Annotated in this window: 24 protein-coding genes and 1 tRNA gene; 13 read left to right on the forward strand and 12 right to left on the reverse strand. The window is 44.3% G+C overall.

All coding sequences use genetic code 11. The features are described 5' to 3' along the window. Nucleotides 1–72: 72 nt before the first annotated feature. Together VLG36_03110 and VLG36_03115 are read left to right on the forward strand one after the other, a co-directional pair. The gene (locus VLG36_03110; GenBank protein ID HSW77761.1) at nt 73–2,190 is read left to right on the forward strand and encodes a DEAD/DEAH box helicase family protein; all 2,118 of its coding nucleotides are present in this window, start codon (nt 73–75) and stop codon (nt 2,188–2,190) included. Nucleotides 2,191–2,208: 18 nt separating this feature from the next. After that, a complete protein-coding gene (locus tag VLG36_03115) occupies nt 2,209–2,931 on the forward strand; it encodes a plasmid pRiA4b ORF-3 family protein (protein ID HSW77762.1) in 723 nt (240 codons plus the stop codon). A 203-nt stretch (nt 2,932–3,134) separates the two neighbouring features. On the opposite strand, the gene VLG36_03120 is transcribed toward VLG36_03115, so the two are convergent. The 3 genes from VLG36_03120 to VLG36_03130 all read right to left on the reverse strand — a co-directional run bounded on the left by VLG36_03120 (nt 3,135) and on the right by VLG36_03130 (nt 4,836). After that, entirely contained in the window at nt 3,135–3,875 is a 741-nt protein-coding gene (locus tag VLG36_03120) for a hypothetical protein (protein ID HSW77763.1), read from the reverse strand. Between the two features lies 1 nt (nt 3,876). After that, on the reverse strand, nt 3,877–4,605 hold the full coding sequence (locus tag VLG36_03125; GenBank protein HSW77764.1) for a hypothetical protein: 729 nt from the start codon (nt 4,603–4,605) through the stop codon (nt 3,877–3,879). A gap of 156 nt (nt 4,606–4,761) precedes the next feature. Continuing rightward, a tRNA-Asn gene (locus VLG36_03130) sits at nt 4,762–4,836 on the reverse strand. A gap of 117 nt (nt 4,837–4,953) precedes the next feature. Here VLG36_03130 and VLG36_03135 point away from each other — a divergent pair. Next, on the forward strand, nt 4,954–5,280 hold the full coding sequence (locus VLG36_03135; GenBank protein HSW77765.1) for a PGPGW domain-containing protein: 327 nt from the start codon (nt 4,954–4,956) through the stop codon (nt 5,278–5,280). On the opposite strand, the gene VLG36_03140 is transcribed toward VLG36_03135, so the two are convergent. Beyond that, on the reverse strand, nt 5,243–5,632 hold the full coding sequence (locus VLG36_03140) for a hypothetical protein (GenBank protein ID HSW77766.1): 390 nt from the start codon (nt 5,630–5,632) through the stop codon (nt 5,243–5,245). The two genes, VLG36_03135 and VLG36_03140, sit on opposite strands and share 38 nt — an antisense overlap. Then, nucleotides 5,610–6,911 (reverse strand): hypothetical protein, encoded by a 1,302-nt coding sequence (locus VLG36_03145; GenBank protein ID HSW77767.1) that lies wholly within the window; start codon nt 6,909–6,911, stop codon nt 5,610–5,612. The genes VLG36_03140 and VLG36_03145 overlap by 23 nt, the downstream gene beginning before the upstream one ends. A 42-nt stretch (nt 6,912–6,953) precedes the next feature. Here VLG36_03145 and VLG36_03150 point away from each other — a divergent pair, with 42 nt between their 5' ends. Together VLG36_03150 and VLG36_03155 are read left to right on the forward strand one after the other, a co-directional pair. Next, complete coding sequence (locus tag VLG36_03150; GenBank protein HSW77768.1) at nt 6,954–8,390, forward strand: sugar transferase; 1,437 nt, start codon at nt 6,954–6,956, stop codon at nt 8,388–8,390. Further along, on the forward strand, nt 8,391–9,521 hold the full coding sequence (locus VLG36_03155) for a glycosyltransferase (GenBank protein ID HSW77769.1): 1,131 nt from the start codon (nt 8,391–8,393) through the stop codon (nt 9,519–9,521). Here the strand turns inward: VLG36_03155 and VLG36_03160 are convergent, their stop codons facing one another. Genes VLG36_03160 through VLG36_03170 form a run of 3 tightly spaced genes read right to left on the reverse strand, consistent with a single transcriptional unit; the run spans nt 9,522 to nt 14,180 of the window. Next, the gene (locus VLG36_03160; GenBank protein ID HSW77770.1) at nt 9,522–11,348 is read right to left on the reverse strand and encodes a carboxypeptidase regulatory-like domain-containing protein; all 1,827 of its coding nucleotides are present in this window, start codon (nt 11,346–11,348) and stop codon (nt 9,522–9,524) included. Nucleotides 11,349–11,402: 54 nt separating this feature from the next. Then, nucleotides 11,403–13,223 carry a glutamine--fructose-6-phosphate transaminase (isomerizing) gene (gene glmS / locus VLG36_03165; GenBank protein ID HSW77771.1) on the reverse strand — a complete coding sequence of 607 codons (1,821 nt, stop codon included), beginning with the start codon at nt 13,221–13,223 and terminating at the stop codon, nt 11,403–11,405. Between the two features lie 54 nt (nt 13,224–13,277). After that, nucleotides 13,278–14,180 (reverse strand): sugar phosphate nucleotidyltransferase, encoded by a 903-nt coding sequence (locus tag VLG36_03170; GenBank protein ID HSW77772.1) that lies wholly within the window; start codon nt 14,178–14,180, stop codon nt 13,278–13,280. 78 nt (nt 14,181–14,258) lie between these two features. Between VLG36_03170 and VLG36_03175 the strand changes: the two genes are divergently transcribed. The 8 genes from VLG36_03175 to VLG36_03210 are packed head-to-tail and all read left to right on the forward strand — an operon-like array spanning nt 14,259 to nt 20,626. Continuing rightward, nucleotides 14,259–14,798 carry an NUDIX domain-containing protein gene (locus tag VLG36_03175; protein ID HSW77773.1) on the forward strand — a complete coding sequence of 180 codons (540 nt, stop codon included), beginning with the start codon at nt 14,259–14,261 and terminating at the stop codon, nt 14,796–14,798. Between the two features lie 59 nt (nt 14,799–14,857). Continuing rightward, nucleotides 14,858–15,862, forward strand: a complete 1,005-nt coding sequence (gene rfbB, locus VLG36_03180; GenBank protein HSW77774.1) for a dTDP-glucose 4,6-dehydratase — start codon at nt 14,858–14,860, stop codon at nt 15,860–15,862. A gap of 4 nt (nt 15,863–15,866) precedes the next feature. Next, a complete protein-coding gene (locus VLG36_03185) occupies nt 15,867–16,406 on the forward strand; it encodes an NUDIX hydrolase (GenBank protein ID HSW77775.1) in 540 nt (179 codons plus the stop codon). Between the two features lie 17 nt (nt 16,407–16,423). Then, nucleotides 16,424–17,836 carry a bifunctional dTDP-4-dehydrorhamnose 3,5-epimerase family protein/NAD(P)-dependent oxidoreductase gene (locus VLG36_03190; GenBank protein HSW77776.1) on the forward strand — a complete coding sequence of 471 codons (1,413 nt, stop codon included), beginning with the start codon at nt 16,424–16,426 and terminating at the stop codon, nt 17,834–17,836. 19 nt (nt 17,837–17,855) lie between these two features. Then, nucleotides 17,856–18,716: a glucose-1-phosphate thymidylyltransferase RfbA gene (gene rfbA, locus VLG36_03195; GenBank protein ID HSW77777.1), complete on the forward strand. Its 861-nt coding sequence runs from the start codon at nt 17,856–17,858 to the stop codon at nt 18,714–18,716. 38 nt (nt 18,717–18,754) lie between these two features. Beyond that, the gene (locus VLG36_03200; protein ID HSW77778.1) at nt 18,755–19,480 is read left to right on the forward strand and encodes a glycosyltransferase family 2 protein; all 726 of its coding nucleotides are present in this window, start codon (nt 18,755–18,757) and stop codon (nt 19,478–19,480) included. Then, complete coding sequence (locus VLG36_03205; GenBank protein HSW77779.1) at nt 19,477–19,833, forward strand: hypothetical protein; 357 nt, start codon at nt 19,477–19,479, stop codon at nt 19,831–19,833. The genes VLG36_03200 and VLG36_03205 overlap by 4 nt, the downstream gene beginning before the upstream one ends. Next, on the forward strand, nt 19,820–20,626 hold the full coding sequence (locus tag VLG36_03210; GenBank protein ID HSW77780.1) for a glycosyltransferase family 2 protein: 807 nt from the start codon (nt 19,820–19,822) through the stop codon (nt 20,624–20,626). Before VLG36_03205 ends, VLG36_03210 begins: the two co-directional genes overlap by 14 nt. A 2-nt stretch (nt 20,627–20,628) precedes the next feature. On the opposite strand, the gene VLG36_03215 is transcribed toward VLG36_03210, so the two are convergent. The 4 genes from VLG36_03215 to VLG36_03230 are packed head-to-tail and all read right to left on the reverse strand — an operon-like array spanning nt 20,629 to nt 25,157. After that, nucleotides 20,629–21,609, reverse strand: a complete 981-nt coding sequence (locus VLG36_03215) for a glycosyltransferase (protein ID HSW77781.1) — start codon at nt 21,607–21,609, stop codon at nt 20,629–20,631. A gap of 1 nt (nt 21,610) precedes the next feature. Further along, nucleotides 21,611–22,480: an NAD(P)-dependent oxidoreductase gene (locus tag VLG36_03220; GenBank protein ID HSW77782.1), complete on the reverse strand. Its 870-nt coding sequence runs from the start codon at nt 22,478–22,480 to the stop codon at nt 21,611–21,613. Nucleotides 22,481–22,497: 17 nt separating this feature from the next. Then, nucleotides 22,498–23,748 (reverse strand): hypothetical protein, encoded by a 1,251-nt coding sequence (locus VLG36_03225; GenBank protein ID HSW77783.1) that lies wholly within the window; start codon nt 23,746–23,748, stop codon nt 22,498–22,500. Next, a complete protein-coding gene (locus VLG36_03230; GenBank protein HSW77784.1) occupies nt 23,745–25,157 on the reverse strand; it encodes a DUF2142 domain-containing protein in 1,413 nt (470 codons plus the stop codon). The genes VLG36_03225 and VLG36_03230 overlap by 4 nt, the downstream gene beginning before the upstream one ends. Nucleotides 25,158–25,189 lie beyond the last annotated feature (32 nt).

The raw sequence follows: 25,189 nt of genomic DNA on the forward strand, positions 1-25,189 counted from the left end.
CAGGTATCCAGCTTGAAAGCATATTGACGGCTGAGGATTTGGAAGAAGTACACGTTACAGAAAGTTGCAACCATGCAGCCTAGCGATAAGATCAGACTTTATCGATCACTGTTCAGGGGACGTGACGACGTATTTGCGAAACGTAGCCCAACAACTGGTGCGTATTTTCCTGAGCATACGCTTAACTGGGATGAGTTCAATGCTCACAAAGCCAATGGTGGCAGAATGGCAACATTCAAAAACAAGAAACCCACGCCATTAACCGATGAAATTATCCTGAAACATCTCACCGGCCAGATTACAGTCGGTATCTATCCCATTCTTCAAGACAACACTTCATATTTTCTGGCAGCTGATTTTGATAAAGAGAATTGGCTCAAAGACTGCCAGAATTATCGGGTGGAGATAGCCAAGCTTGGTTTGTCGGCATACATAGAACGGTCAAGGTCGGGTAATGGCGGTCACGTCTGGGTTTTCTTTGAAGATGCCTATCCCTGCCACAAAGCCAGAGCTATCGGACTCGAGGTAGTGCGTAAAATCTTAAAGCTGTCGGCCTTCGATAAAGAAGCCAGCTTTGATCGACTATTCCCCAATCAGGACGCCATTGTTAAGGATGGATTTGGTAATCTGATCGCGTTACCCTTTCAGGGTGAATCAGCCCGCGGCGGCAACACGGTGTTCATTAATCCCAGCACGGGCATTCCTTACGAAGACCAGTTTGAAATCCTAAAAACTGCCCAACGCTACTCAATCAAGGAGCTTGATGCAGCCTATGATAAAGCGATTGGCGCAACGATTGATGATGTGACTGCACCTATCAAAAACAAAAGATTAAAGATTTCCGTTGGTCAAAATATCACGTTTAATAAAGCGCAGCTCAGCGGAGCACTGGTCGGTTACCTCAAAGAAGAACTTAATTTCCTAAACAGTGAATACCTCACCAAAAAGCGGTTTGGTGTATCACTGTATCAGGTGCAAAAATACTTCCGTTTGATCGATGAGTCTGATAAAACGGTGTCATTGCCTCGCGGTTTTCTCTCAAGGTTGCTCAAGTTTTTGTATGAAAATAATATTGAGTACAGCATTAGTTTTATCACGCCAAAGTTTGATAATCTCAAATTCAAAAGTCAAATCAAGCTGAACGAACAACAAGAACAGATAGTATCAGCTGCGATGATCGAAAAACAAGGCGTTATCGTCGCGCCTCCAGGCAGCGGCAAGACGATGATGGGTATGGAATTAATTGCTCGACACAAAAAACCATCACTCGTACTTGTCCATCGTAAACAGATCCTTGATCAGTGGGTGGACCGGATCCAGCAATATCTAAATATTCCAAAGGCCCAAATCGGTCGTTACTCGAGTGCGAAAAAGTCTGCTGGCAAGGAAATTACTGTTGGACTGCTGCAAAGCTTTGCTCGCAGTAAAGATCTGAGCGAGCTACGTGACAAATTCGGCACGATTATTGTCGATGAGTGTCATCATATTCCTGCCAAAACGTTCAGGGATGTTATCGCCAGCCTTAACCCCGAATTTCTGTATGGCTTAACAGCTACACCTAAAAGAAAGCACAATGACGAGCAGCTTATCTATGTTTATATTGGCGATATTATCGCGAATATGGCTGACTTTAAGGATATCAATCAACCCGCAACTAGCAAGAAGTTTGACGTTGTCATTCGAGAAACAGGCCTAGCTATCCCCTTTAACTGGAAAACTGATGCTTTTGATCTGGTGGCCAAGGTTATTAGCTACGACACGAAGCGAAATGAGCTCGTAATCAAAGACGCGCTTAAACAAGTTGCCCTAAAGCGTAAGGTGTTGGTGCTCAGCGAGCGCAAAGAACACCTGAAGATTTTAGAGCTATACCTCAAAGGTCAATGCGAAACGATGATCTTTACTGGTGACGACTCGGCAGCCAGTCGTACATCTAAGTTGGCGCAAATTGAGGCTGGACATTATCAAGTGTTATTGGCTACGGGCCAGATAATTGGTGAAGGTATGCATGTACCTAATATCCAGGCATTGATCTTCGCTTTCCCGTTCGCCCTTGAGGCCAAAACCACCCAATACGTCGGTCGGCTCATGCACAGTGATAGCCCAAAAGTATTAATCGACTACCACGACAAGCAGATTCCCTTTTTAGATCGGCAATTCAAACAGCGTAAACGGGTATATAACAAGCTTTAGATTCAAAGGAGTTAATATATGACCACACAAACTAACGGTTACCCCATAGAATTACTGCAACTTAAGATTTCTCTACGCGATTCACGCCCACCTATCTGGCGGCGAATACACGTTCGAGCCGACTGCTCGTTTTGGGACTTGCATAGCATCATTCAGGATCTATTCGGGTGGGAAGATTGTCACCTGCATGGTTTTGCCACAGCCTCAAAAATTAACGAGGATAGGTACATACTGGAAGTATTAGATATTGACCCCAGCTCGGAGATTGAGCATGCTGGCGCACCGTTGCCTCAAAAATTCCCATATCCACACAATTACTACTGTGATGAGCGTGCTGAGAAGTTAGGAGTATGGATAACGCCGGAACGCAAAAAAATGTACTATACCTATGACTTTGGTGATAGCTGGGTGCATGAAATAGTGCTGGAAAAGACGATAACCGTCGAAAGTATGGGGCTAGCCTTCTGCAAATATCTCGGCGGTAAACGTCAAGGTGTCGAAGAGGATAGCCGAGGTGAGTCTATCCTCGATTGTACTGCAATTATCAAGGCTGCTACTAGTCCAAGGGGCGAACATTGGAAGGCGATCGTTGGCTACTTTGGTAGCGAACCAAAGGCTAGGCAATATCTGGCCAAAGCAGAAAGACTCTCAAAATTGTCCGCTCCTGATGAAATTATCTTTTCTGATTCACTGAAGCGCTACAAGGACGATGATGCAACTGGTATGTTCGATCATTCATAGGTCCTCTACTCTTCGTTATGTAAAACCGGCCCATATTCTTTCTGTAAAAGCCCACCGTACGGTACCAGTTCGGGACTGTTTCTTTGCATTAACATCTTAGCATGAGTGTTTTTTATTGCCTCAAATGAGGGACTGGTCATGGAACCTGGTCACCTAATCTAGCTGCTTGGTCTGACTCTCACTAGTGGACATACTTCGCAACTCTAACGACGCTTCTTCGACTCCTGAATTGAATCCTTATATGCCTGATCCTGCAAAGCGACTAGTTTTTTAGCGCTCATAAATAATCCCTTCTTAACACGTTGTGCAGCAAGATTAGCTTCACCTTCAGTACGGTATGCCTCATCTTCTGCGTGAATAAACTCAGCCTTTTCTTGTCGGGCTATACTCTTGCTAATATCACCAAGGCCGACCGCAACACCAGGTATGGAGTTTGGCTCCACGTCATACGGCGACGAAACATCCATTGCTACTACTCGCGTAAGCTTTGGTCCAAATTTATCAACCAGCAGCTTCATATCTTCAGGGAGGTTATCCACATCTACGTCAGTGACGTCATAGATAGCGTCCTCTGGTGCGTCGTCGGACCTGAACTTAAGCGTGCGGCGCTGCCATTCAGGAGGTATTGTTATATCTACGATCTTATCGTCAAATAAAATTCGACACGTTTTGTCTACCTTAGGTTCTTCCCACCAGCTTGGCGTATCACCTTTCTTGCGTGCGATCATAATAAGTTCACCACCAGCTTCTATGTACGATCGGGCCTTTGAAAAACCTTGCTCCTCGCCATCGGCATTAACAACGTCGGCTAGCTCTTGTAGCTCATCAAGAGAGTGTGGCGTTTCGCCACTCCTAAAGCGATCGCTCAGGGAATTGAGCAGTTCAGTTGAGGTAGGAGATTTTTCTTGCGTATTGTGTTGGGGGGATGTATGTTCGTGTTGCATACTATGCCTTTCTTCGCCTAATGCCGATCTTTCCAAGAGCACGCTTAACGAACGTGTCTTCGGGATCTCCCTTGAACTCTTTACGGGTAATGTCACCCTCTAATCTAGCATCTTCAAGTGTTATTGGATCTCCGGAAAGCTTTTCGGGGGTAACTAGCAGATTTGTTAAAGATTCTGGAATGTTAGGATTAAATTCCCCACTTTCCGTATGAATAATTGCAGGAACACCAGTCTCGTGCTGAACGTAGCTAAGAGTCCTCTCGCTTTTTCTCAGATTACCATCAGCCTTATCCGTCAGGCTAGATACAACCAAGATACCCTTTGCACCCTGGGTTCGTAGAAATTCCTCATGGCTATCTGACGGAAGGCCAAGTCTATCCCTAGTGCCAATAATCCTAACACGATCCTCATCGCTAAAGGTGCGTTCCCAGGCTCGGACTGTGTAACGTGCAGTTCCTTGGGGCAGTTCCGTCTCAACACCGTAGAAGTGCGTCACGTCATACAACATGTCATCGTCAAAAGGAGATTCAATAATCTGCGTCCCAGGCTCGACAGTTGCGCCACGTTCGAGTAATAATTGCATGATATTAACCACTTCTGGATTGCTCTCTACGCCGTCCTCTGTTTCGAGAGAATGCAGTTTCGCTCGCTCAAGCTCATGCGAGGGAACTCGATCTGAGCCAGGATTATGATTTGGCTGTTCGGTTGTAGGCAGGAAGTCTCGTTTCATTGGTGTTTGTTCTTTATTTTTTTAACTTTCTACGTAAAACATTAGCATAATATTGTAGATAAGTCAATTAAATTATACCGGCTCATCCATTCCATCCTCAATATAATTCGGAAACAAAAAGAACTTCTTGATGAAGCTCTTTAAGCATAAGTTCTATGGCTCCGGCAGCTGGGCTCGAACCAGCGACCTAATCGTTAACAGCGATCCGCTCTACCACTGAGCTATGCCGGAATACAACGGTTATTATACCTTCTACGTAACTGATTGGTCAAGGGGTTTTGAATAATGCCTCATTGTAAAACATTTTGGGGATACTTTAAGGATTTGTTCAGTACAATAAGGATACATATGGAAAAAATAGTTACTTTTTTAGAAGCACGCCAGACAGGTTACCTGCGACTCCCCCGTTTTGCACAGATTAGTATTACTATCCTCTCCCTTGTTATGGGGGTGGTCGGGCTTGTCGTCACTTTTTCACCGGTTTCCGACCTTGGCATATTACTTCTTCTTGCTTCACTCAGCGTGTTGTCATTGGAATTTATGTGGGCTAAGCGAACACTACATTACATGCTCAAAAGAATAAGTGACAAAAAGTTCCTTAAGAAGTTTTCGCTCATTGTCGTTCCTATAAGCTTGATTATTTTAGCTGTGGTGTGGTTTTTGACTCATCGCTAGGATGTAATATTTTTAGTGCATTTTGTAGCACTATCGCTTCGCGCTTTGCCCGTTCAGTGCCTTTTTCCAGACGCTTCTTCAGCTCACGTTCTAGCCACATAATGTGTTCGATGTCAGTCGACTTCTCTATACCTTCCGAGACAACTTCAAGTGAACGGGCAGAGTTATCTTCTTTGCGAAGCTTACCACAGGCAATGAGACCATCTACGTGCACAGCAACCGTAGAGACAGATTTATAGTCGAGCGCTCGCATGATCTCGCGGTAACTAGGGCCGTAGCCGTTGCCCTTTATGAAGCCGCTAATATACTCGAATAGCTCTTGCTGCTTTTTACTTGGACGACTTTCGAGCATATTCTCCTCCTATTGCAACTGCCGCTAATCCCCACCAAATAATAGATACCGTGTCATCTACCCATACAGGTAGGAGTAGCCCGATAAACAGCATACCGATACCGCTTGCAAACACTCCAAGCGCCAGCCAATCCGCACGACGTCGCCAAGACTTTATAAGTACTAAAGCCGAGATACTACTAAATAGTACGAGTCCGAACCAACCAGCTTCGTGTGCAACAAATAAATATTGGTTTTCAATAATTTCAGGACTGCCACTAAAGAGAGACGCCGAACCAGTACTGCCCACACCTTGACCAAGTGGCTGATGAACCAACTGCGTGACACCGTTTGCAAGTGAGCTGGCGTGTCCTGCATTAGAGCTGATTGAACTACCACCATTCGGGTTTTCGTGGAGAATAACATTAGAGACAAAAGATGTTCCCTTAGCAGCGAATACGCCACCGGCTATAGCAAAAACAATTGCAAAAGTAAGCACCCAAGCCTTTGGTGGTACTTTGCGCATAACCGAAACAAACAAAACTATTGCGACCATAATAATAGCCGCAATGAGTGCACTGCGCGAGTAACTCACCCACACAGAAATAGCGGCACATATTGCCAAAACAACCACACCAATCCGAATTTTAGTAGATGTAAACCTTTCTCGTTTTCGCACCCATGCGGCCGTCACAAATGCCAACACCATAGCACCATACGCCCCTAACGGGTTTGGCCCGCGTAGTGTGCTGTTTTCACGAATATAATTTGGATTTTTATCTACTGTAAGGTATGGTTCGATAGTGTTTTTGCCATAGCCGATATGAGAGAGGATATCTGCCGGCAGAAATAGTTGTAAAGCGGCAAAACCTACTACTATGGATGCGCCGGCAATACCAATTTGTACAAACAGCTTTCGGTACTGTGGATATGCCCGAATGGCAACATAGACCAAGCAAAAGAAGAGCAAATAGCGCAGATCGATGGCAAGACCTGCCGCTGTCGCAGCTGCACCTTGGTAGAAAATGGCAATCAGAATGAAGTGGAGCGCGGCAAACGCAGCAATGAGTCGAGATAACCAATCACTCCATAGCTCTTTCCATAAACGTCGACGATGGATAACAACTACTGCAAGAGGAACCGCTATAACCATGAGGATCTCTTTCCATGACTTTATAAACAGTTCAAAATGAGAGAATATCACCCCAAGACTAACGCTTAAAGGTGCGTGCAGCACAATGCCACCAAAGATTACCATCAGTAGTCCAAGATACGTTTTTTCAAGACGTGTGGGTTTCATTAACTCTAGTGTAGCGGAAAAATGGTATAATAACAGCCATAGATGCCGTCTAAAAACACTAAATTCTATAGCCTTATACTTATGATCGCCGATTTTCTGGTGCTTATTATAGCGTTTGGCCTTGCCTATATTGTACGTGTGCAGTACGATCCCCGCCCCCTCGTAGCCCCTATCTACGCTATAGAGTACTTTACTAGTTTTCTATTTATTGCACCGTTCTGGATATTAGTTTTCACTTCGCTTGGCCTTTACCAAGCAAACGTATATAACCGTCGCCTGGTTGAATGGGGCAAGATTGCTATTGGCGCGTTTATTGGCATTCTTCTTATCATTGGCTGGGAATACGTAACCGGCAAGCATATCTTTCCTGCACGTCTCGTTGCCGCGTATGGATTTGGCATCTCTTTTGTAATGGTTCTTTTAGAGCGTGAATTCTTGCGGGTGGTTCGAAGTTGGCTGTTTTATCGCAACCGAGGCACCAGTCGTGTACTAATTATCGGTAATTCTCCAGCTACTCGTGATATTGCCGACAACCTTTCAGACACCTATCATAGCGGTTATAAAATCGTCGCCATTGCAGGCCCAAAAAAAGCGATACCGCCGGGACTTGAAGTACGCCACTTCACTTCCGCTGAGCAGGCTCTCGATCATATTAAAGAGCTGAGAATCAGTACTATTATCCAGACGGACTTGTCGGATTCTAGCGAGCGTAATCAAAAGATCTTAAGTGCGGCCCTTATTAATCATATTAGTTACAGTTTTATTCCTGGCGAGCCAGAATTTTACGCTGGCAAAAATACTGTTGATGTTTTTCTAGGATACCCAATGATCTCTGTTAGTCAGACGCCGCTTATCGGCTGGGGTGCTATTGCCAAGCAGGTGTTTGACGCTATCGTGTCATTTCTTCTTGTCTTTATCCTCTCACCCGTTTTTCTTATTCTTATCATTCTACAGAGTATTTTTAACCCAGGACCAATTTTCTACGTAAGTAAACGCCTCAGTAAGTTCTCTGAGCCTGTCGATCTTATTAAATTCCGAAGTATGAGTGCAAAATACGGTGGTCGCGATGCTGCAGTTGAATTCCGCGAAATGGGACGAGAAGACTTAGCAAAGGAATATGAAAAAAATCGTAAGGTTGAAAATGATCCCCGCATTACTAAATTTGGTCGGTTCCTTCGCGCCTCATCGCTCGATGAACTGCCACAGTTATTTAACGTACTGCGTGGCGATTTAAGCCTTGTCGGCCCACGCCCTATTTTGCCGCAAGAAACTAACTTCTCGCCTACCCGCACCGCCCTGCTGCATAGTGTAAAATCCGGCGTAACAGGCCTATGGCAAGTATCAGGCCGCAGCAACTTAAGCTTTGATGAGCGTATTGAACTTGAGTTATTTTATGCACAAAACTGGAGCTTTTGGCTCGATATTAAAATCCTCTTTAAAACCGTCGCTGTGGTTTTTCGTAAACGCGGAGCAAAATAAATGAAACAGCCAAAAATCGCCATTGTTTGTGAATTTTTGACTGTCATGGGTGGCGCCGAGCGTGTTGTGTACGAGCTTCACCAGGCATTTCCAGATGCACCAATTTACACGGCTATTTATGATGAAGATCAGGTACTGCCAGAATTTAAAAAGCTTGATGTGCGAACAACTTGGCTGCAAAAGTTCCCTAAAAAAATCCGCAAAATGTACAAGCTCTTCCCGACTCTTCAAGTAAAGGCGTTTCGCGATCTCGACTTAAGCGAGTTCGACATTATCATCACGAGCTCCTACCTTAACGCCAACCAGGTTCGCAAGACCCGCCCAGGCCAGGTACTTATATCGTACTGCCACACGCCAGCGCGCTACTATTGGAGTCACTACGATGAATATCGTAAACACCCAGGCTACGGCAAACTGGACCCACTCGTTCGTCTGCTTATCCCCTTATTTGTGCCTCATCAACGCAAGCTCGATTACGAAGCCGCGCAAAATGTCGATGTGTTTATAGCAAACTCTACCGAAACCCAAAAACGCATTAAAAAATATTACGGTAAACCATCGACTGTTATTCACCCGCCTGTTGATGTAGATCGTTTTGAACCTGCACGCACACGTGGCAACTATTACATGACCATGGGACGCCAATTGCCCTATAAACGATACGACTTAGTGGTTGCTGCTTGCACCAAGCTTGGCGCGCCACTAAAGGTGTTCGGTAATGGACCAGCCCACGATGATCTTACAAAGATTGCCGGACCAACCGTATCTTTTTATACCGATCGCTTTGGCGATGCCTCTGACGCTGAGCTTGGGAAGGCACTTAACCACGCCAAAGGTTGGATTTACGCAGCAGAGGAAGATTTTGGCATTGTGCAGGTAGAGGCACTTGCCGCCGGCGCACCCGTTATAACCTATGGTAAGGCTGGCGCATTAGATATTGTGCAAGACGGCGAAAGCGGAGTATTGTTTTACGAACAATCGGTTAATGCTATTGTAGACGCCATCAAAAAAGCCGAGCAGATTGACTTTCTACCCGGCACGTTGCGCCGTAAGGCCAAGCGGTTTGATAAGGGAATGTTCCTTACCAAAATCCGCAAGGTTGTTTACGACGCTATTCCACCTACCAAATAACTACATCGCTCCGTAGCTAGAGCCGTATCCACCTGGATAGTTATAGCCCGGCTTGTAGTAGTTCGTGACTTTTAGCAGCTGGTTTGTAGCCGACAATGGACTGTGTGCTGATGCAATATAAAGTTCGCTTCCACCTTTAGATAGCAAGATGTAGTCATTGCTGAACCATCCGTACGCAGTATAGTCAGATAGCGAGGCAATGGTTTGTGGGTTACTTGCATTTTTATCACCTACAAGCAGAGTATTCTTGCCATCTCTGTAGTCCGACCAGAATGTATGAGTGCCATCAGGGGATAAGAGATATGTATTTGATTGGCTATAAAATTGCGCCTGAGATATATTCAAATCTGCAACCGTTCCATTATACGAATAATACTTAGCATCTCCACCATCGATAGAAACTTTATAGTAAAGAGTTTGCGGCAACTGTAAGCGTGGTTGTATATCTCCATAACGCTGCATATCAAAATCTTTTATACGCTGTTTGCTACTACCGTCAGGATTTACGCTCATAATCGCAATTTTATTTTCTGAAGCTTGGTTACTGTAGTAATAGGAGCCGTTAGCAGACCATGAAATTGTGTAGATAACCTTGTCATTTACAATGTAGGGTGTGTTTATCGAAGCAACGAGGTTATTGTATTGATCACCTATCGAAGCGTTCTGATCTATTGTTGTTAGTGTTCCAGTTTCTGCATCGTAGCTCTTCAAAGCTTGTCGATTAGCTTGCCAATATTGAACATTGTTACGGTACACATTGTAAATAAAGTGGTGCCCGGACCATCCTACAAGACCCATGCTTACATCACCTTGATCAATAACCTTAACAGCGCCCGTTTGCGTATCTACAAGATAGAGCTGACCCGCCTGGTCGTTTGTACGGTGTGAAAGAAAGGCAAGATATTTCCAGTCGCGCGATGCAAGAAGGGAGGTATTGTTCGAATCTTCATTGCCAGTTGCTTTTACAACTACTGCACTATTTGTGCCATCCAGATTTGACTTCATAACATTCAGTACGCCTGTTTGATTACTTAGATAGTACACACTGCCAGCTGGCGTTAAAGTGAAGTTGTTTTTATCTGGCTGGTCCGTCACTGTAACGGCAACTGAACTTTGGTTGTAGCCATCTAGGTTTACTGTTCCACTTAGTATTGACTTGTCTGTCGGCAGTACGATGCTTACCATACCCTGATCATCTGTTAAGGCAGACGTATTGCCAACTGTAATATTTGCCTTGGCAAGCGCTGCCTTTGTAATAACATTGGTAACTTTTATAGATACTTGGCGCCCCGTTGCCGTAGAGCTAATAGCAAGCGATTTTGGCGCACTTAAAATAGGAACCGTATACGACTGCTCGGTATCTTTATAGTAATTTTTAGCTACCTTCAGCGTGTATTGTCCCACCGGAACATTCGCAACATCGGCTTCACCTGTTGCAGATGTTTTTGCGGTTTTTCCGGCAATCGAGATATCTGCCTGGCTAACAGGTTTCTTCGTTTCGGCATCGGTAACCACCACATGTACGCTCTTTTTTACAAAATTACCTAAAATACCGTAGCGGGTAGTCGGGACAGCACAAAGCACTCCGGCAATGACAAGCAGCGCTAGAAAAATAACGAATGCCTTACCCTTTTTTGTAGACCACAGTCTTTTAAACCAGTTCTGCTTGCCTACATGCAAATGTTCGCTTGCATGTGAAGTTTCTTCTTCATTAGACTTAGATGATTCTGAATCAAGTTCTGTCGAAGGCTCCTGTTCATGCTCAACTTCTATTGGCGTTTCTTTTTCTGCCTCTTCTGCTATTTCTTCGTCTTTATTTTTTGCCATGGAATCCCCTTGCTTTATGCTGTGATTGTAGGGGTTTTTGCTGGCAAAAACAAGCTATTCTACAGTCACACTTTTGGCAAGATTTCGCGGCTGGTCAACATCGTTTCCACGAGACACCGCAATATAATAGGCAAAGAGCTGCTGAACGACATTCATGGCAATGGGAGCTAGGACATCGAGCTGGGTTTTGACTTGTATAGTTACGTCAGCATCTAGCGGCTTTTTGCTATTAGTGATAGCCACAACATGACCGCCGCGGGCGTTAATTTCAGCAAGTCCGCTGACTGACTTGTCAAACAACCAACCCTCGGCAAGTAACACAACTTCAAAAAACCTATCGTCAATCAGCGCGATTGGACCGTGTTTTAATTCGCCCGCCGCGTAACCCTCAGCTTGTATGTACGATATCTCTTTTAGTTTTAACGCGCCTTCAAGCGCCACCGGAAAGAGCGTATCACGACCAAGATAAAGGGCATGTTCGTATTTTGCATACTTCTTAGCGATCTTAGCAATCTCATCTTTATGAGTTTTTAACACCGATTCGATTTCATTTGGCAACATAGCCAGTTCTTCAATGTATTTGCTGGTTGTCTGCAGGCCGACACCTTGCGCCTGCGCCACTTGCAAGGCAAACATAGTCATGGCAGCTACCTGCGACGTAAAGGCCTTAGTACTGGCCACTGAGATCTCCGGACCGGCATGTACATATACACCACCGTCAACTTCGCGGGCAATTGTAGAGCCTACGGCGTTAACAATGCCAAGCGTTTTCACGCCGCGACGTTTAATTTCACGGAGGCAGGCAAGTGTATCAGCCGTCTCACCCGACTGCGACACAACAAGCGCGACACTATTTTTAGGTAGATGAAACGATCTATAGCGAAGCTCCGATGCCACGGCAACCTCTACCATAACGTCGTCTAACAGTTGTTCAATATAATACGACGCCAAAAGGCCAGCATAATACGCCGTGCCGCAACCTATAATCACCACATGCTCGACCATTCGCAACTCTTCAGTCGTCATATTAAGACCACCGAGCTGAACCCGCTTTTCGTCCGGAATTACCCGCCCGTTTAAAGTTGAGCGCAGAGTAGTGGGCTGCTCCATAATTTCTTTAAGCAAAAAATGATCATACCCCTGCTTTTGAATCGCCTGTATGTCCACCTCAATCGTCTCAACTTTTGGCGAAATGTGAACGGCATCTAAATCTTGCAGCTCTACACCGTCTTTAGTGCAGACTGCCATTTCGCCATCGTTAAGATAAATCGCCTGTGACGTGTGGCCAACTAGCGCAGAGGCATCACTTGCGATAAATATCTCTTCCTTGCCTATACCAATAATTAAGGGGCTTCCCGCCCTCGCAACGACGATTTTTTCCGGCTCGCGAACAGACAAAACGGCAATGCCATACGTCCCTGCTACAAGTTTTAACGCCTGCGCCACGGCGTCTTCTAGTTTTGTATCTTTACCATAAAGAGAATCAATTAAAGCCGTCAGCACCTCGCTATCCGTTTGGCTTGCAAATGTGTGCTTATTTAACTCAGCCCGCAAATCTTTATAGTTTTCAATAATACCGTTATGGACCAGGTAAATATCGCCAGCCTTATGCGGATGCGCATTTATCTCGGACGGTTCGCCATGTGTTGCCCAACGAGTGTGACCAATACCAATAGCGTCCTTTGCTTCGTGAGCCGCTACTAACTTGCCAAGCTCACTTACTTTACCCTTAGCACGTAAAAGTGTGGCATGCTTTTTAGTATCGAGCGTTACAATGCCGGCAGAGTCATATCCCCGATATTCCAGCCGCCTCAATCCACTCGTTAGCATGTCCTGCGCTTCACGTTTTCCGATATAACCGACTATTCCGCACATATGTCCCCCTTATAAAAAGTCTAATGCACCGGCATGTACGTAGCTGTTCGAACTCTAAATATGACCACCTTCTTCTAGCGTCTTAATAAACAACTTGTAGCTTTTAAGGTCATTGACCGCAATCCATAGACCCTCCGTAAGCCCTGCAGACCAAAGTGTATTTTCATTCGCGAGGAGAGGAAAGAGCACACTTTCAAAGTCCGTTTTTTCCTCTAGGCTAAATAGCTCTCTAAATCGTGGAAAGACCTCAGGCGAAAATACTGTCATACCGGCGTGGGCGGGTATAGGAATAAATGGATACATCTGCGTATCTATGACAGCATTATCTTTCACCATCATCCCCGTTGCCGGAGATGCCTGACCCGTACCAAGTACTGCCGTTGCCAGCTTCCCTTGCTTTAAGCCCTCTATATGCGCTTCACACATATAGCGCGGGAACGAACCAGGGAAGTTAAGGACAACATCGTCCGGGTTAACGACAATAAGGTTATGATCCTCGGGAATTGATCCATTTTCTAGAGCGTGTCGAACAGCACCGCCCTTTCCTACTGGATGCTCAGGATCATGGCTATAGGTGATCTCTACGCCAAATGACGAACCATCTCCTATTCGTGCTTCAATACTCCGAGCGTTATGTGAAACGGCCGCGACAAACTTCTTAATACCGGCGTCTCGATACATACGAAGCGTCATTTCTATCATGGTGTCGCCGTTCGGAAGTTCAAACGCTGTTTTATGAGCCTCGGTACCATCCAGTACAGCACTAAAACGGCTACTTTCACCACCGGCCATTAGTACTACAACAGTTTTATCCGCAAACGCTTGCCACTCCTCGTTGGTAATAGGTTGTGGTTTATGAAAACTGGCGATTCTTTTCCCTAATTCATCAAGTTCAGACTGTAGCGACATATATCCCTCTCTTTTACGAGTTACGTCTTTTAGATTATACCAGTCCATTCTTACGCTACGCCAGCCTACCTCTGTTCTTTATTTTTACAACACCATATTCTAGTGGAGAAGGCTACAATAGACACTATGGAAATGAACTTTTGTCGTCGCTGCGGCACACCCCTCACTCACGTAAAAGACCACGTATATACATGCAAAAACGGCCACACACTTTTTGCTAACGCCTCGCCTGCTGCTGGCATTTGGCTACTTAATGATAAGAACGAGGTTCTAGTAGCTACGCGCGCGCAAGAACCTGGTAAAGGCGCGCTCGATTCACCCGGCGGATTTTGCGACGGCGCCGAGACAGCTACAGATTGTGCCGTTCGTGAAATGGAAGAAGAGCTTGGCCTAAAACCAACCGACTACACGACGCCCGAATTTCTTTTAAATGGTCTTGATCGTTACGAGTATCAAGGCGAAATGCTCGATGTCCACACTACCATTTTTGTCGCTCGCACAAAGGGCAATCCTGTTATAGCACCAGAAGATGACGTCGCAAAAGCAGAGTTTGCATCGGTTGATTTGATCGACCCGAATGATATTTTTCTACCCACACCGCGTGCTGCGTTCCTTAAACTGCGAGATATGATTCACGAAAATAGCGTTGTTGTAAAAAATAACTAACTATTTGCCTCTGAATAATACAACAGCTTTTTATAAGCAACTCGTTATATACTACAGACATGGATAAGAAAAAACTTCTCGTAACAGGTGGCGCAGGGTTTATTGGGGCAAACTTTGTGCATCACACACTCAAGAACCGCCCTGAATATCAAGTAACAGTAGTAGATAAACTTACTTATGCGGGTAATCCCGACAGCCTTAAGGCTATTCTCAATCAGATTGATTTTGTCACGGGCGACATCTGTGACAAAGAACTAATGGACAAGCTTATCGGTGAAACCGACATTGTCGTGCACTTTGCCGCCGAGTCACACAACGACAATTCGCTTCGTGACCCATGGCCATTTATTCAAACCAACCTGGTTGGCACCGCCACTATTCTTGAAGCCGTACGCAAACACGGCAAACGCCTCCACCATATTAGTACCGATGAGGTTTATGGTGATTTGGAACTCGACGATCCAAACAAGTTCACGCCTAAAACACCATACAACCCAAGCAGCCCATACTCTTCAACCAAGGCCGGCTCCGACCTTTTGGTCCGCGCCTGGGTACGCTCATTCGGTATTCATGCCACTATCTCCAACTGTTCAAACAACTATGGCCCATACCAGCACATCGAAAAGTTTATTCCACGCCAAATTACTAATATTTTGAGCGACATCAAGCCAAAACTATACGGCGATGGCCTTAATGTTCGCGACTGGATTCATGTGGACGACCACAATAGCGCCGTACATACCATTATCGATAAAGGCCAGAGCGGCGAAACGTACCTTATTGGCGCGAATGGTGAAGAGAACAACAAATATATTATCGAAACCATTCTCGAACTCATGGGCAGGGACAAAAACGATTACGAGCACGTTAACGACCGCCCAGGTCACGACCTCCGCTATGCAATCGATGCCAACAAGCTACGCGACGAACTTGGCTGGACGCCCCAATATACCGATATGCGGGAAGGCTTAAAAGCAACTATCGAGTGGTATACCGGAAATGATGAGTGGTGGAAGAACGAAAAAGCCAAAGTAGAAGCTGCTTACGCAGAAAAAGGCCAATAACCCTATGGGATCCTGGCAAACAAAAAGTTCCAAAATTGTTTACGAGAATCCCTGGTTAAAAGTCCGCGAAGATCAAATCATCCGTCCTAATGGGCAAGACGGTCTATACGGCGTCGTCGAATCTAAAAGCGATGCCGTTTTTGTGGTGCCCGTTGATGATGAAGGCAACGTGTATATCGTTCAGCAAGAACATTACACAACCCGCGAACTAGCCTGGCAGTGCGTTGCAGGTAGAACGGATGGCGAACCACCTGAGGTGGCTGCAAAACGAGAATTACTTGAAGAAGCTGGATTAGACGCTGGTGAAATTATAACTCTTTCCCGTGCTCGTACTGCGGCTGGTATGACGACGTTCAAAACATCAATCTGTCTTGCACGGCAGCTTACAGCAAACACCAATCATATCGATGAAGAAGAGGACATCGCAGCCATACGCAAATTCCCTATCACCACCATTAAAAAAATGATCTTTAGTGAAGAGATCGCTAACACCGAAAGTATTGCCGCACTTCTTTTAGCATTTACATATTTAGATAGGCAATAGATTGGTATAATAGAAATATGTCTGAAAAAGCTCCCCTTGAATTTAGTAAAGAACTTAAAAAAATCGATACCCCCATTCCCGGGCTTATAATCTTTGATTTAGCTATTTTTGGTGATAATCGTGGTTGGTTTAAGGAAAACTGGCAACGTCAAAAGATGACCACTCTCGGTCTGCCCGATTTTGGTCCTGTTCAAAATAACTTTTCGTTCAACAACAAAAAGGGTGTTTTGCGTGGTATCCATGCCGAGCCATGGGATAAGTTTATTTCAGTTGGTAATGGTAGTTTTTTTGGTGCGTGGGTTGATATTCGCGAAGATAGCCCCACTTATGGCACAACCTTCACTACAGAGATTGATGCAAGTAAAGCGATCTTTGTACCCGCAGGTGTTGCAAACTCCTACCTCACACTAGAGGACAACACTGTTTATTCCTACCTTGTAAACGACCACTGGTACCCAGATGCAAGCTATACCTACATCAACGCTGCGGATCCTGAGCTTGGCATTACATGGCCAATTCCGCTTGATCAATGCGAACTATCCGAAAAAGATAAAAACCACCCGATGTTTAAGGATATTACGCCTATACCTGCTAAGAAAATTCTTATCACTGGTAGTAATGGTCAGCTTGGTAAAGCACTCCAAAAGGTCTTTCCACATGCCGAGTTTGCTGATCGTGATGAGCTAGATATCACCTCAGACCTACAAGGCGCCCGTCACTGGCGCAATTACAGCACCATCATCAATGCCGCTGCGTACACGGCTGTCGATACTGCAGAAACGCCCGAAGGCAAAAAAGCAGCCTGGCAAGTTAACGGCGTTGGCGTGGAACAACTCGCGAAAGTCGCTACCGAGTACGGTATTACATTTGTGAACGTTTCATCTGACTACGTTTTTGACGGCACAGTCGCCATACACGACGAAGATGAACAGCTTAGCCCGCTCGGCGTCTATGCGCAAAGCAAGGCGGCCGGCGAACTTATTACAAAAACCGTACCAAAGCACTACCTTGTTCGTACTAGTTGGGTCGTTGGCGAAGGTAATAACTTTGTACTTACCATGAAATCCCTCGCGGAGCGCGATATTAAGCCTAGCGTCGTAGACGATCAGATAGGCCGCCTTACGTTTGCCGACGATCTTGCTCGGGCTATCGTGCATCTTATTACTTCGAAATCTCCATACGGTACCTACAACGTATCTAACGAAGGTGAGTCTGTAAGCTGGGCAGAAATTGCCAAACATGTTTTTGAAATCGTTGGTAAAAACACAACAGATATCACTTCTGTTACAACAGCAAAATACTACGAAGGCAAGGAAGGTATCGCACCTCGTCCCTTACAAAGTACTCTTAATCTTGCTAAAATAAAGACTACAGGTTTCACTCCAAGGGATTGGACAGAGGCACTGCATCACTACTTAGATCAACAATAATCTTTTGCGAGGAGATTTTATGAAGGGTATTATTTTAGCCGGTGGGTCAGGCTCACGTTTGTGGCCCATTACAAAAGGTATTTCTAAACAGCTCATGCCGATTTACGACAAGCCGATGGTATATTATCCGCTTACCACACTCATGCTTGCCGGTATTCGTGATATTCTTATCATCACTACACCCGAAGACCAGTCGCAATTTCAACGGCTTCTTGGCAATGGATCACAATGGGGTCTCCAGCTTCAATATGCCGTACAACCAACCCCCGATGGCCTCGCTCAAGCCTTTATTATCGGTGAGGAATTTATTGGCAACGACAAGGTTGCGCTTGTTCTTGGCGATAATATTTTCCATGGCTCAGACCTCGGCCAGTCGCTTAAGGGCTGCGTGAATCCAGACGGCGGCACCGTATTTGCCTATCGTGTATCAGACCCAGAGCGCTATGGTGTCGTAGAATTCAATGACGATAATGTGGCAATTTCTATCGAGGAGAAACCAAAAGAGCCAAAGTCAGATTTTGCCGTTGTTGGCCTCTACTTTTACGATAACGACGTCATTGAAATTGCTAAAGACGTAAAACCAAGTGATCGCGGTGAACTTGAAATTACTTCTGTTAACGAAGAGTACCTGAAACGTGGTAAATTAACCGTTAAAACATTGGATCGTGGCGATGCGTGGCTTGATACAGGCACTATCGACTCTATGACCGATGCAGCAGACTACATTCGCGCCATTCAACGCCGTACAGGCATGATTATCGGCAGCCCAGAAGAGGTTGCATTCCGAGAGGGATATATCTCTAACGAACAACTCCTAGAACACGCTGATGCTCTCAAAAAATCTGGCTATGGCGAATATCTTGCCAGTCTCCTTAAGTAGATCCTCATATATCTGCTTTTTTGATATAATAAAACACAATGAAGAAAAAATCGCCAGTACGAGTGTGCATAATCCTACCCGCATGGAACGAAGGTGAAGTAATTGGGCAGCTTGTCACAGAGGCAATGAAAACTCTCGGTTCCTCACTCTATACCGGCGAAGTTGTTGTTGTTAACGATGGATCAAAAGACAATACAAGTAGTATTGCAAAAAAACATGGCGCTAAAGTGATTGACCATGTTCTTAATACCGGCCAAGGTGGCGCGGTCGCAACCGGCCTAAGTTATGCCGAACAGAACGGTTTTGATATTGCCGTTACTATGGATGCGGACGGCCAGCATGACGTTAAGGATGCATTCCGCGGCATTGACGAGCTCATTAAGCAAGATGCCGACCTGCTCATTGGCAGTCGTCTTATAGATAAAAAAGGTATGTCACGCGTAAAAGTTCTGGGTAATAAAGGCCTCAGCTTCATTACCTATCTACTTTTCGGCGTCAATTCTACCGATTCGCAGTCCGGTCTTCGCATTTTTTCTAGGCGAGCGCTTGAAAAACTTCGCTGGAAAACCAGCGGCTACGAGTTCTGTTCCGAGATGCTCTGGCGCGCCAAACAAATTGGCCTCAATATGGGCGAGTATCCTATTAAAGCTATTTATACAGACTACTCAACCTCTGTACACCGCGTAAGTGGCCAGAATAACTGGAACGGCATAAATATTCTAAAGGCACTTATTAGACGCCGAATAACCGAGATTTTTGAATGAGATATATCATTTTAGTCCTACTTAACCTTCCTATTATCATTCTTGCCCTCGTTAATATCATTACCCAATATAAGATGAAAAGGGTCGAACCCAAGCGATTTCGTTTTCAAATTATTTGGTGGATAGCTATCCTAATCGTTCTTATCGGATCTTTTCCCGCCTACAACTTATGGTCAGGGCACACTCTTCTTGATTCGCGCGAACTAAGTTTGTTCGACATCGTCCAGACAACAGCAATCCTCTATCTTATTTACATCATCAACGATCATCGGCGCAAAATCGAACGCAGTGAGCGCCTTATCCGTGATCTTCACCAAGAGATTTCCATAAGGTTATCAAATGGCAAAAGCTGATATTCTTCTTACCTTTTGGGGTGATGTTGAACTACTTAAAAAAGCGGTGGAATCCGTGGTAGCTCAGACAGAAAAAGATTGGCATCTGTTTGTTCTTGACGATTGCTACCCATCAGATGAACCCGCCAAGTATTTTGCCAACCTAAAGGACAAGCGCATTACCTACTACCGCCATCCTAAAAACATTGGCATTACCAAAAATTTCAACTACGCTGTTAAAAAGGCTAAAGCACCCTACTGCATCCTGTTGGGATGTGACGATATTATGCTGCCAAACTATCTAGAGACAGCGCTTAAAAATATTGGTGAAGCCGATTTTTATCAACCTTCTGTCGATGTGATGGATGGCGACGGTACTGTCTATCTGCCTCTTGGCGATAGAATTAAGCGCTTTCTTCAACCTAAAAAATCGGGCATATATCAAGGAGAAAAACTCGCGGCCTCGTTAAGTCATGGTAACTGGCTTTATTTCCCTTCTATACTTTGGAAAACAGCCACCATTAAAAAATATGGTTTTAATGATCGCTATAAAATCGCCGAGGATGTCGTGTTAGAAATGGACATTATTAAAGACGGCGGCAGACTCTATTTTGATACAGCAACCACTTTTCAGTATCGTCGTTTTGCCAAGTCGCTATCTAGCGTTGAAAAGTCTAAAGGTGGCGTACGATTTGACGAAGAAGACGAGGTCTACGATCATCTTGCCAGCGAGTTCAAAAAACTCGGTTGGAACAAAGCCGCTCGCGCAGCTGCTTGGCGCGTCACTTCACGGCTCCATCGAGCACTAAACTAGTATTATTTAGCAAACTTCTTTGCGACTGCTATCTTATAAAGCTGCATAAACAGCACATTCGGTAACAAATTGTAGAGGCGCCAGTTAGTCGTAACGACTGCCTCAGGACGCTTGGCATTTTTCCATGGAGTTAGCTTAAGATATTTATTCCATAAATATCGCTGCGGATGGTCATTGCCTTCCTCCCATGGCTTGCCTTTAATACCAAACAGGGAATGAACCATTTTAGGACTATAGTACTCTTCCATAATCTGCTCGTAGCTATAAAAATAAGAAGGTTCAAGGTTATTGATTTTTAGTAGCCTTTTTAAATCATAGGCATAGTACGCACTTGAAAAATTATAAGTAACGCCAAGCAGTTTAATTTTGCCTTTAAACATGGTGTTGCAAAGATCTTGATCGGCAATAACATAGTCGCTCTTCTCTTGTAGGTGCTGTTTAATCTTGGCATCAATCGAGTCCTTAAGCCATTTCTTCTGGTTAATTAGCATGATACCGCAGTTATAGTAACCGTCATTCTCTTGCAGACCAATGGTTTTTTTATGGTCATTCAGTAGACAATCGTAACTAAGAGCCATAATATTATCTTCAAAATCAAGCTCAATAAGCTCATCCAGTGCGCCATTTATGATAGTGTGTCCGTTAATAAACAATATGCGGTCGGTTTTTAGCCTAACATCACCAAACGCCAAAAGCTTTAACCACGTAATATAAAATCCATGCCATGGTTTAACATTAAGCTCTTTAAATGTATCGTGGTATGGCTTGGAATCAATAAACTCTAGGGTTGCATTTTTATACGCGCTCACGAGTTTTGCTAGTTTATTACGGTTTACTTTGCTTATCTCGTAGTCACAGTAAAAAACATTAACCTCATCTAGATGTTTATTGTTTTCTAAAAGCGAAACAATAGAGATTCCGCTCACCATCGCATAAGCATCGTTACTCTGATAGAGGACGTTTAGGATTTTCTTACGCGTCATACTACTCAGCGATACCCAAGTTTTGTATGTATGTTTCAAGCAGCGGCGCATAGTCTTGGCTTTCAAAACCAGTCGCTTGTATCTTAGAAAGATCCATATCACTAAATTGAGGTCGGGGAGCAAATGGGTCTTTATCAGCTTTATATTCGTCCGTAGATATGTGTTTTACGCGTTTTGGATCGTGACCGGCATGCTTAAACGTATCGGCCGCTATTTCTGCCCAAGATTTTATATCACCGCTATTTGATAGGTTGTACGTGCCGCTTGGAACATCATTAGATAGAACATGGTCCGTCGCCCTTACAAGCTCCGAAACAAATGTTAAGCGACCATACTGGTCATTCACAACCCGCGGATCAACGCGCATATCCGCGAGACGCTTCATAGTGCGTACAAAATTATGGCCGTCGCCTACAACCCACGAGGTGCGAAAAATATGATGGTTTGGAACTAAACTTACAGCCAAATCCCCAGCCGCTTTTGCTTGTCCGTAGACAGAAAGCGGTGTAAATGGTTCGTCTTCTTTATGATCTTGTTTAGCTCCATCAAAAACATATTCAGATGAGAAGTGTATAAGATGGAGTCCGTGTTTTAAAGCGGCCTTTGCTAGATGGCGCGGACCAATAGCGTTTGCCTTCCACGTAAGCTCACGCCCTTCTTCTGTTTCAGCGTTGTCGGCATTAACATACGCCGCAGCGTTAATGATCGTGTCGTACTGCGACCAGTCGACTCCTAACACTTGTTCTTCATCCGAAATGTCTAAATCTTCTCGGCTAGCTGCCGTAGCATCTGGATACTTCTCTCTTAAAGCTTTTCCAAGTTGTCCATTACTGCCTGTAATAAATATTCGTTCACCGCTCCGCTTGTTCATATTGTGATTATAGCAGATTAGGCTATTGGTGTGTTTTTTATACGTTTACGAAAGATCATTTCATAAGAGAGGATCATCAATATCAATTGCACAACATTCGTTCCTGTAAATAACAATACACCGCCGGTAAGTCCATACGATCGTACAAGTACTGCCGATAAGATACCAAGTGTAATATTTGTTAAAAGTAGTATGTAAAACTGCTGTTTAAATTTTCTAATAATAGTAAAGATATTTATAAATATCGAAACAATTGCATTTAAAATGCCGCCCACAACAATAATCATGAGAGCCTCCAAATAGGGGGAGAAATTAACACCAAAGAACAAACTCAGAGCTGGAACGCCGAATACGTACGCTCCAACAAGAATAACGAGTCCTATCAATACAGTTATATACATAAGTTTTTTAACAGTCTTTCTAAACCGAACGTACTCTTTCTGTTCGTAAGCTTTAGACAAATATACAACCTGTGGCTGGAGAATAAAGACCATAACCATACCAATAAGTGTGATCGGCATTGCCAAGATACCAAAATAGCCTATCTCTTCTCCATGGTACAAATCAATAAAGTATCGCGGAATATTGAGCGAAAACATAGACAGAAATATCACAATAAAAACAGGCCATGTGCGGCGCATGATGATGATGGCACTTCTGATCACCGATCCCATTTGAGAAAATGGAATATCAATGGTCTCTAGTCGCTTTGCCTTTGAGAGATCATAAAATAATACGATAACCACGTTCACTGCCACTATTCCTAAAGCTCCAAGTAAAATGTTATGCGTAAGAAAATCGATAACAACAAAGGCCACAAAACCAGCAATTGCTTTATAAGTAAGTGACCTACCAACAACATAGAGCCGATCATTGATTTGTAGAACTCCATGGATTGCATCCGCTACTGATTCGACCGTTTTAAATAGTACAAGTGCAAGGATAAGACTCGTTTTCGTTTGGTCGTAATGATTAACTACTGAAAATAAAACCGCGCCAACAACAGCCGCTATCGTGAGAACTAGCCGCACCATGATATAACTTCGATGTGAAAATTCTTTATTTACATCAGACACCTGGTATGTACGACCGCCCCACATACTTATTACCCAAAAAATGATAGCTACCGCAAATGCAAAAGAAAACATCCCAGAATCAGCGACGCCGTTTAGTCGTGTTACGATGATTAACAGTAGTGGTGATATAGCATTTTGTGCCAGTACGCCAATAGTGTTCCATGTATAGTCTTTTTTTATTGAAGCTGTCATGGAGTATAGAGATAATATCGCTGATAGGTTATAAATAGGGCCAAGAACACCAATATAGCCATCCATATGACAACCCACTGACGAAGCTGAGTAGCATCAGATGACCGAATGCGAACACCGCGCGAACCCAGTGCTATTAGCGCAACAATAAGAATTGGCAAGAAATATCTTCCCTGTACTCCATATACAATATCAAAATTGACAGGAGTATATCCCAAATAGAGTGCGAGGTTTGTTGCAATAAAATACCCTACACATAGTACGGCAACAAGGAGCTTCCATATACCCGGTGTGGCTTTTATCTTTTTGTCTTCAATATCAGTTGCGCATAGCACACCAAGCACAATAATATAGCCAGCAGCCATCCATAAGGGGTAGTAGACATCCGCTGCACCAAAAATCCCAATCACGCCCCTTTCTTGATCATCACCATAAGATGTCATGTATGTGTTCCATCCTACTCTAAAGATTCGAGTTGGATGTGACAGTAGCATATCGAGCTGCTGATGGCTATTTGCGCCATTTGGAAGACTAGAGACCGTTGTAACATCCACTTTTGGGTTCGTCATCATCAGCCAGCCAGCTAGCACTACCGCGCAAAGAGCAAATATCGCTATAACCTTTTTGATATCTGGTTTTCTTGCAAGCAGTAAAATACACGGCAAAAACAAAAATACAAGAGGTTTAGCCAGTACAATACCCACTGACATTATAGATAGGATAAACCATTGATTTCTGACTAAGGTCCCTGCCTGCCGAAGGTACAATATATACGCAATAAACAGGACAAGCAGCGCATAAGACACCCCATCAGCCGTAACGACTGCCTGCTGAAACAGCAGCATAGGGGTAAGACCAATCGCGACCAGTAAGTATTTTTTATGCGGTATCAGTTTAATCGCATAAAAGGTGATGACAACAGACGTAATAGCTAGTAATAATCGTGCGATATATAAAGAAACGAGAGGATTGGCATTTAGTAAATTAGCAAAGAAGACCCCGATGGCCGCAGGAAGATATGGGAGGGGACTATAAGAGACCATCACGGGCTGATATGTCTTACCGTTATCAAGAGGCTCTTTTAGTGCATCTTTCGTTCGATCGATTTCGTATTTATCCGCTGTTTTACCACGTAGATCATCGCGATAAAACGTTTTTTTGGCCACCACCATAATAGAATCTGGCAAAGCAGCCGAAGTGCCGTTAACATCTAGCGGTATAAGGTAACCATGCGCAATATATTGAGTTCTAACATAGTGAGCTTCTTCGTCAGGCCCTTGAAATGGAGGTGTAATAAGCGCAAATCCAATGACACCTACTAGTGCAATAATAAGATATACCTTCTCAGGTTTAATGATCCAGCGAGACAGAGCGGATCTAATACGACGTATCATTTGCTTTGCGTCCATAAACTATATGTAGTATATACCATGTACCATAC

It is taken from the genome of Candidatus Chromulinivoraceae bacterium, assembly GCA_035478595.1.
In the GTDB taxonomy this organism is placed as follows: domain Bacteria; phylum Patescibacteriota; class Saccharimonadia; order Saccharimonadales; family Saccharimonadaceae; genus CAMLKC01.

Coding starts and splice junctions, on each gene's coding strand:
- VLG36_03220 (HSW77782.1), bottom strand. CDS start 22,480: ATGAACAAGCGGAGCGGTGAACGAATATTTATTACAGGCAGTAATGGA.
- rfbA (HSW77777.1), top strand. CDS start 17,856: ATGAAGGGTATTATTTTAGCCGGTGGGTCAGGCTCACGTTTGTGGCCC.
- VLG36_03200 (HSW77778.1), top strand. CDS start 18,755: ATGAAGAAAAAATCGCCAGTACGAGTGTGCATAATCCTACCCGCATGG.
- VLG36_03145 (HSW77767.1), bottom strand. CDS start 6,911: ATGAAACCCACACGTCTTGAAAAAACGTATCTTGGACTACTGATGGTA.
- VLG36_03225 (HSW77783.1), bottom strand. CDS start 23,748: ATGACAGCTTCAATAAAAAAAGACTATACATGGAACACTATTGGCGTA.
- VLG36_03230 (HSW77784.1), bottom strand. CDS start 25,157: ATGGACGCAAAGCAAATGATACGTCGTATTAGATCCGCTCTGTCTCGC.
- rfbB (HSW77774.1), top strand. CDS start 14,858: ATGGATAAGAAAAAACTTCTCGTAACAGGTGGCGCAGGGTTTATTGGG.
- VLG36_03205 (HSW77779.1), top strand. CDS start 19,477: ATGAGATATATCATTTTAGTCCTACTTAACCTTCCTATTATCATTCTT.
- VLG36_03190 (HSW77776.1), top strand. CDS start 16,424: ATGTCTGAAAAAGCTCCCCTTGAATTTAGTAAAGAACTTAAAAAAATC.
- VLG36_03115 (HSW77762.1), top strand. CDS start 2,209: ATGACCACACAAACTAACGGTTACCCCATAGAATTACTGCAACTTAAG.
- VLG36_03170 (HSW77772.1), bottom strand. CDS start 14,180: ATGGACTGGTATAATCTAAAAGACGTAACTCGTAAAAGAGAGGGATAT.
- VLG36_03125 (HSW77764.1), bottom strand. CDS start 4,605: ATGAAACGAGACTTCCTGCCTACAACCGAACAGCCAAATCATAATCCT.
- VLG36_03155 (HSW77769.1), top strand. CDS start 8,391: ATGAAACAGCCAAAAATCGCCATTGTTTGTGAATTTTTGACTGTCATG.
- VLG36_03215 (HSW77781.1), bottom strand. CDS start 21,609: ATGACGCGTAAGAAAATCCTAAACGTCCTCTATCAGAGTAACGATGCT.
- VLG36_03120 (HSW77763.1), bottom strand. CDS start 3,875: ATGCAACACGAACATACATCCCCCCAACACAATACGCAAGAAAAATCT.
- VLG36_03135 (HSW77765.1), top strand. CDS start 4,954: ATGGAAAAAATAGTTACTTTTTTAGAAGCACGCCAGACAGGTTACCTG.
- VLG36_03150 (HSW77768.1), top strand. CDS start 6,954: ATGCCGTCTAAAAACACTAAATTCTATAGCCTTATACTTATGATCGCC.
- VLG36_03175 (HSW77773.1), top strand. CDS start 14,259: ATGGAAATGAACTTTTGTCGTCGCTGCGGCACACCCCTCACTCACGTA.
- VLG36_03210 (HSW77780.1), top strand. CDS start 19,820: ATGGCAAAAGCTGATATTCTTCTTACCTTTTGGGGTGATGTTGAACTA.
- VLG36_03140 (HSW77766.1), bottom strand. CDS start 5,632: ATGCTCGAAAGTCGTCCAAGTAAAAAGCAGCAAGAGCTATTCGAGTAT.
- VLG36_03185 (HSW77775.1), top strand. CDS start 15,867: ATGGGATCCTGGCAAACAAAAAGTTCCAAAATTGTTTACGAGAATCCC.
- VLG36_03160 (HSW77770.1), bottom strand. CDS start 11,348: ATGGCAAAAAATAAAGACGAAGAAATAGCAGAAGAGGCAGAAAAAGAA.
- glmS (HSW77771.1), bottom strand. CDS start 13,223: ATGTGCGGAATAGTCGGTTATATCGGAAAACGTGAAGCGCAGGACATG.
- VLG36_03110 (HSW77761.1), top strand. CDS start 73: ATGCAGCCTAGCGATAAGATCAGACTTTATCGATCACTGTTCAGGGGA.